The sequence below is a fragment of the Pseudomonas batumici genome (assembly GCF_000820515.1).
Taxonomy (GTDB): Bacteria; Pseudomonadota; Gammaproteobacteria; order Pseudomonadales; family Pseudomonadaceae; genus Aquipseudomonas; species Aquipseudomonas batumici.
In genome coordinates this window covers 1-6,810 of sequence record NZ_JXDG01000087.1, presented here as the reverse complement: position 1 = coordinate 6,810, position 6,810 = coordinate 1, and the positions used below count along the sequence as shown (strand labels likewise).

Sequence of the window (6,810 nt, the reverse complement as noted above, 5' to 3'; positions counted from 1 at the left end):
CGACTGCTGGGTGCGATGGGCCAAGGCCCGCACCTCATCGGCCACCACCGCAAAACCGCGCCCGGCCTCGCCCGCCCGCGCCGCTTCGATGGCGGCGTTGAGGGCCAGCAGGTTGGTCTGTTCGGCGATGGCACGGATCACATCCAGCACCTGACCGATATCCCGGCCCTGGGTCGCCAGGCCCTCGATCAGTACCGAGGTGCTTTGTACGTCCCGGGTCATGGCCTGGATCGCGTCCACCGTCTCCACGACCCGGTTGCGCCCTTCAAGTGCCGCCTGGTTGGACTGCTGCGAAGCTTCGGAAGTCGACACCGCATTGCGCGCCACTTCTTCTACCGCGCTGGTCATTTCATTGACCGCGGTGGCGGCCTGCTCGATCTCGTTGTTCTGCTGCTGCAGCCCGCGGGACGACTCCTCGGTCACGGCACTGAGCTCCTCGGCCGCCGAGGCCAAGTGCGTGGCGGAACCTGCGATCTGTTCGATGGTCTTGCGCAGACTGCCTTGCATCTTCGACAACGCTGTCAGCAAACGGGCCGGCTCATCCTTGCCCTCGATGGCAATGGCCTTGGTCAGGTTGCCACCGGCAATGATTTCAGCGGCTTCGACCGCCTTGTTCAGCGGCACGACGATGCTGCGGGTCAACAGCCAAGCCAGCAGCACGGTCATCGCCGCCGCCAGAGCCGAGACCAGAAGAATGCCGAGACTGGCGTTGCTATATTGCTCGCCGGCTTCGTTCGATGCGTCCGTGGCCCCCTTCATGTTGATCTCCACCAACAGCTTGAGCTGCTCCTCCATCACATCCGAATTGGCCTTGAGCTGGTTTTTCATTAGGTTACCCAACTCCTCGACCTTGTTCTGGCGCGACAGCTCCAACGCCTGGTTCAGGCCCCCTATATAAGTATCGAGCGTCGCCGCGAACGCCTTGTACTTGGCCAGCCGATCCCCATCAGCCGGTAAATCTGCGTAGGCTTTCTCGTCCTTGCGAACTTTGTCGATCAGACCAACGATGCGCGGATACTCGCTCTGCAAGGACTCGGGCTCACGGTTGATCAGAATCCGATAGAACACAATACGCATACGCAGAATGTATTCGCCCATATTGTCCAGATATTTCACGCTGGGCAGTTGATTGGTATACATATCAACGGACGCGTGACGAATCACTGTCATACGAGTTTGGGAAAAGACCCCTAGCACAATCACCAGTAATGCAATGAAGGCGAAACCGAGAAAGGCGCGAGGAGCAATTTTCATATTTCGTAGGGACATGGACTGCTCTCTTATAGATGTGAGAATACCTGCTTCCATACCGGAGACGCACCAGATAGCAACAGGCTAGACCGACAGTACCGATCAAGCGTTTTTTCTGGATACACAGACGACCGACAGCCTTGCGCGCCGCCTGTATTGGCGACGCGCAAGGCTGGACGGTCAGGATGAAAAATCAGTTACCTGGTTCGAAGACGGCAACGCAACCATTACAGTCACCACCCTTCGCGCCGAGCGGCACGAAGACGTGGTTATTCTTCTCGCTGACAGCGACCGAATGCGGGGTGCCGCCAGGCAGTTTTATGCGCTGGACGAGGGTATTGGATTTCGCGTCGATGACACCGAGTTCCGGGGCACCCGGCATGTTGCGCGAAGCGCTGTAATATTGATTGACTTTCGGATTGTAGGCGACCATGTCGGCTGCACCGAGACCAGGAATGACCTTGACCACCGAGCCGTCGGTTTTCATGACCACGAGCACCGGCTTCAAGCCGCCGTCCTTGCTCCCGGCGTCGCAACCCAACAGCAGATTGGCGCCAGGTCCTTTCACCAGACCATTGGGATGACAGTCATTCACAGGCATCAGTTTCTCGAGCTTGCCGCTGCTCGGGTCGATGACGGCGACGGCGCCCTTGGCCTTATCCTTCTTCAACTCGGGAACCGAAACATAGAACTTCTTCGTCACAGCATCGTAGATAGGCTGTTCGACTCCGTCCGTGGCATCCTCAAAAACAATCTTGGACACGACTTTATGCCCGGCCTCGGTCGAGAACAGCGTCAGGAACGGCGGCTCGTCAGCATTGTTGCCGACAACCACAACGTGGGCGTCCGGATCGTATGCCATCTCGTCAACCCGGGCCTTTCCGCCGGTCGAAAGAGTATCAGTGACTTTTTTCGTCTTGAGGTCGATGACCTTCACAGTGCTGTCGCCGTCGCCGGCCCACACATCGCCGCCAGCGACGACGACACCGTTCGGACCCGATACAGAACTGCTCTTCAATTGCCCTACGAATCCGCCGAGCAGCCGGTCGACCATTTTTCCGCTGGTGACATCGAACACGTCGACAGACTTGTTGGATCTATCGGCCAAATAGTAAAGGTTGGTTGCCTGATCGACGTAGGTGATGTCGAAACCGTTGAGAGGTTCGCCTGGAATTTCCAATTTTCCGATCTGTTTCAGATCAGCAGCACTCACTGAAGTGGCAATTAAGCTCAAGGCCCATATTGCAGTTGCACAACCCAACAATTTCCGCTGCATATCGTGTTTTCTCCAGAACTATTCGGATATTTTTTTTATTCGTTTCCAGTAAGCCGCCCCTAGCCAACCGAGACGCCTAACACTTTCGACCGCCCGGTTAATTTCGACTAAATGCATACACGATGTCAACATTAGATGTGTTCACACGTGCAGATTGCGCGCCTTTAGGAAATGTTATTACTTGCAGCCCTGCTATTCTGACTGCATGACAAAACCCGAATCACTCTCGCTCGAAATATATACCGTCAAATCAACGGCGAGCCTGACGGGATCATTAATCCGACATAGACTTTTCATAAGCACTCAAAGTGCTACCTCGCCCAAATACGCCACACTGAAGTCTTCAGAAAAACGTACTCCACACCTGTTTATTCAATATCCATGAGTGTTGTTGAAACTGGATAATATTCCAAACCTGGAGGGGGGCGTCTGTCGGAAAAGAGCAAGACGCTGGTAGAGCGGCGGCGAAGCACAGTCCTGCACTTCGTCGCTTGCACTCCGTCAAGCAGGCCGAGCGAAACCCGGCCCGGGGGTTTCTTATGTCAACTGAGCGATGGCGATCAACGCCAATGTCACCATGATACCGCCGCCGATGCGCGTGGCGATTTGCGCAAACGGCATCATCTGCATGCGGTTGGCGGCGGTCAAGATCGCCACGTCGCCGGTGCCGCCCTGGCCGCTATGACAAGCATTCACGATCGCGGTCTCGATCGGATACATTTTCATCCGGCGTCCGACCACAAAACCCGTCGCCATCAAGGTCACCACCGTTGCCACGATGGTGATCAGGTTGGGCAAATTAAAAGCGGCAACCAGCTTGTCCCACGGTGTCATGACCGCGCCGATCGCGAACAGCAACGGATAAGTCACTGCGGTCGAGAAGAACTTGTAGACGACAAACGAACCCTGCTGCAATTGCGGCGACACCGCGCGCGACAGCTTGAACACTACCGCGACAAACAGCATCGCGACCGGCGCCGGAAATCCGAACAACTTGAAGGCCATCAAACCGACGATGTACAGCGCGATGGCGGTGATGCCCGCCGCGGCGATATGGGAGATATCCATATGGCCCGGCAGGGCTTCTTCGCTCGGCTCCATGTCATCGTGCTCGCCTGGCTGCAGACGGCCTTCGCCGGTCAGGTGCGGATTTTTCTTGCCGTAGGCATTCAACAGTCCGGACAGCAGAATGGCCGTCAGGCTACCCAGCATCACTGGCGGCAGAACTTGCGCGAAAACATCGCCCTGGGGCACATGCTGGATAGCGGCATAACCGATCGACAACGGGATCGCGCCTTCGCCAACGCCGCCCGCCATGATCGGTACGACCAGATAGAAGAAGGTGTGGAAGGCGCCCAAGCCCAACAAGGTGCCGACCAGGGTGCCGACAATGGAAGCCGCCACGGTGCCGACAGCGAGCGGCACGAATATCTTCAGGAAGCCCTTGATGAGCACCGTTCTGTCCATGCTGAAAATACTGCCGACAATGATCGACGCAATGAACAGATAAAGGAAATTGGACGATTTGGTAAATTCCGCCACATTCTTGAGAACCAGATCCGGCACCAGATGCTGGAAAGCCAGAAACGAAGGAATGAACGTGGCGAAAATCGCGGCGGCGCCGATATTGCGGAAAAAGGGCAGGCGCTTGCCGAGCTCGGCGCAGCTATAGCCGCCTATCGCCAGAATGGCGATCGACACGGAAATGTCAGTCGGCACCTTGTCGGTGAGGGCGAATCCACCGAGCAACACCAGAAGCAGCAGGTACACCGGCAACGGTATGATACCGATGCGAATCTCCATGATTTTCCACCAGCCGTACGGCCAGAATTTAGTGGATACTTCATCCTTGCCCAGCAGCGGCTGCTCGGACGGACTCGCTTTCATAGTTCTCTCCACTGTTTTATTGTTTTCATTATTTTGTCAAACCTTCACGCAGCCAAATATATTGACCTCTGCAGAAACCGCAGATTTTGGTCATGCACCCATGACTCTATACCGCCAACCTTTCTGACAGCTTTCAATAAAGCTCCTTAATAATATTGGCCCCTGCAGAAACCGCAGATTTTGATCTCGCATCCTCTACTGTATACCACCAACCTTTCTGGAACCTTTCAACAAAGCCCCTTAACATTAACCTCTGCAGAAATCGCAGATTTTGGTCTTGCGCCCACCAACTTAAACCACCAACCTGTCTGACACCTTTCAATAAAGCGCCTTTAACAAAAATACAGCAAGCAATTTGCAAACATATCTCAATTACCATAAAACTCAGCAACCCACCAAAAACGAAGTTTACCCGACAAATACCGACCTGATATAAGTTCGCGCCGACGCAAAAATAAGAAAGCTGACGCTCAAAAAAGAAAGAGCCGCCCAGACAAAAATACAAATGGGACGGCAGTATTCTTCCTAACAATAAACGGAGCACATACGATGCGCGTAATGAAGTGGAGCATGATCGCCCTGGCTGTTTCTGCAGTAGGTTCCCAATCGGCCATGGCTGAGCCGTTTGTAACCTCTCAGGCTGATGCCCCGGGCTTTGTTGAAGGAGCCAAGGCTGGCGTGGTTCTGGAGAACTTCTACTTCAACCGGACCCGGCAGGATCAGAAAACGACAAAACGCAATAAAGACTCAATCGACTGGACCCAAGGCATTCGGGGCAAATTCAGCTCCGGCTACACTCAAGGGACTGTCGGTGTCAAGGTTGAAGGCTTTGGTGATGCAGCTTACAAACTCTATGGTCGTGACGATGAGGGTGGCTCGCTCAACCTACCTCGCAATAGCACCAATACTGGAAACGACAACAGCTACGGCAAAGCCGGTGCCGACATTGCGGTTCGCATCTCCAAAACCGAGCTGAAGTTCGGCGACTTCACCCCAAACACGGCGCCAGTATTCGCCTTCGGCACACCTCGTCAGTTCCAACAGACTGCCCGTGGCTTCCAACTGCAAAGCAGCGAAATCAAAGGCCTCGATCTGGACGCCGGTCACTTCTACGCCAGTAGCAGCGAGGACAACACCACACTGCAAGGCAACCTCTTTAGCCAATACGGCGTTACTCCGATCAGAAGCATTGATTACGTGGGCGGTAAGTACGGTATCAATGAGAACCTGAGCGTATCCCTCTACGGCGCCAAGGCCCAAGACACGTGGAATCAGTACTACACCAACGCGACCTACACCCTTCCGTTGGCGACCGATCAGTCACTGACCTTCGACTTCAACCTCTATCGCACCACCGACACCGGCGCGGCGAAAGCAGGCAAGATCTCCAACACCGCCTACTCGCTGGCAACGTCCTATGCGTTCCTAAAGGCACACACCGTTACGCTGGCGTTCCAGAAGATCAACGGCAACGAGCCATTCGACTACATCGGTGCGGGTGACAAAAACCGCGGTACCGAGTCGATTTTCCTGAGCAACTCGATTGAGTACTCCGACTTCAACGCCCCGGGTGAAAAATCCCTCCAGGCTCGTTATGACATCAAAATGGCCGAGTACGGCATCCCAGGCCTGAGCTTCATGGTTCGTTATGCCCATGGTCAAGGCATCGACGGTAGCCACGCAGATCCTAATGGCGCGTATGCTAACGCCTACGGCTCAAATGGCCATCACTTCGAAACCAACGTGGAAGCCAAGTACGTTGTGCAGTCTGGTCCTCTGAAGGATCTGTCCATCCGTGCACGCCAAGCTTGGCACCGTGGCAACGCCGACGACGGCGAAGGCAACATCAACGACTTCCGCCTGATCACCGACTACCCAATCAACTTCCTGTAATCACCTGATTACCTGCTGGATGATGTGACACTCGGTTAAAGAACGGCCCATCCTGGTGATGGGCCTTTTTTATTGTGCACCAGGCATGGCGTGTAGCGCCGTGACTGGCGCTGTTCGGTTCACTGTGGTGGTGATTCGGACGATTATCTGAACGGCGTGTAGGAGCGGCATTCAATTGCTCGTGCCTACAGCACCGACACACCCGATCCACAATCAGATCACGAACCGCGCCACCATCGCATTCAGGTCCACCGCCAGGCGCGACAGCTCATGGCTGGCGGCGCTGGTCTGGTTGGCACCGGCGGCCGACTGGGAAGCCAGGTCACGGATGTTCACCAGGTTGCGGTCCACTTCACGGGAGACCTGGGCCTGCTCCTCCGACGCGCTGGCGATCACCAGGTTGCGTTCATTGATCAGGTTGATGGACTGGGTGATCTGCTCCAGGGCCACGCCGGCGGCACGGGCCATCTCCAGGGTGGTCTGGGTCCGCTGGTTGCTCTGCT

At 55.4% G+C, this 6,810-nt stretch carries 5 protein-coding genes and 1 pseudogene; 1 reads left to right on the top strand and 5 read right to left on the bottom strand.

Annotated features, from left to right (window positions below; genetic code table 11):
* The 4 genes from UCMB321_RS28340 to UCMB321_RS30875 form a co-directional block, all read right to left on the bottom strand.
* Window positions 1–1,269: methyl-accepting chemotaxis protein (locus tag UCMB321_RS28340; protein WP_040072006.1), on the bottom strand; the 1,269-nt coding region annotated here is incomplete at its 3' end.
* Between the two features lie 175 nt (window positions 1,270–1,444).
* On the bottom strand, window positions 1,445–2,527 hold the full coding sequence (locus UCMB321_RS28335) for a YncE family protein (protein ID WP_157016093.1): 1,083 nt from the start codon (window positions 2,525–2,527) through the stop codon (window positions 1,445–1,447).
* A 537-nt stretch (window positions 2,528–3,064) separates the two neighbouring features.
* Window positions 3,065–4,414, bottom strand: a complete 1,350-nt coding sequence (locus tag UCMB321_RS28330) for a 2-hydroxycarboxylate transporter family protein (protein WP_052451378.1) — start codon at window positions 4,412–4,414, stop codon at window positions 3,065–3,067.
* Between the two features lie 133 nt (window positions 4,415–4,547).
* A complete protein-coding gene (locus tag UCMB321_RS30875; protein WP_157016091.1) occupies window positions 4,548–4,958 on the bottom strand; it encodes a hypothetical protein in 411 nt (136 codons plus the stop codon).
* Window positions 4,959–4,963: 5 nt separating this feature from the next.
* Here UCMB321_RS30875 and UCMB321_RS28325 point away from each other — a divergent pair, with 5 nt between their 5' ends.
* Window positions 4,964–6,307 (top strand): OprD family porin, encoded by a 1,344-nt coding sequence (locus tag UCMB321_RS28325; RefSeq protein WP_040072003.1) that lies wholly within the window; start codon window positions 4,964–4,966, stop codon window positions 6,305–6,307.
* A gap of 213 nt (window positions 6,308–6,520) precedes the next feature.
* On the opposite strand, the pseudogene UCMB321_RS28320 reads toward UCMB321_RS28325, so the two are convergent.
* A pseudogene (locus UCMB321_RS28320) lies at window positions 6,521–6,810 on the bottom strand (methyl-accepting chemotaxis protein); the annotation flags it as partial.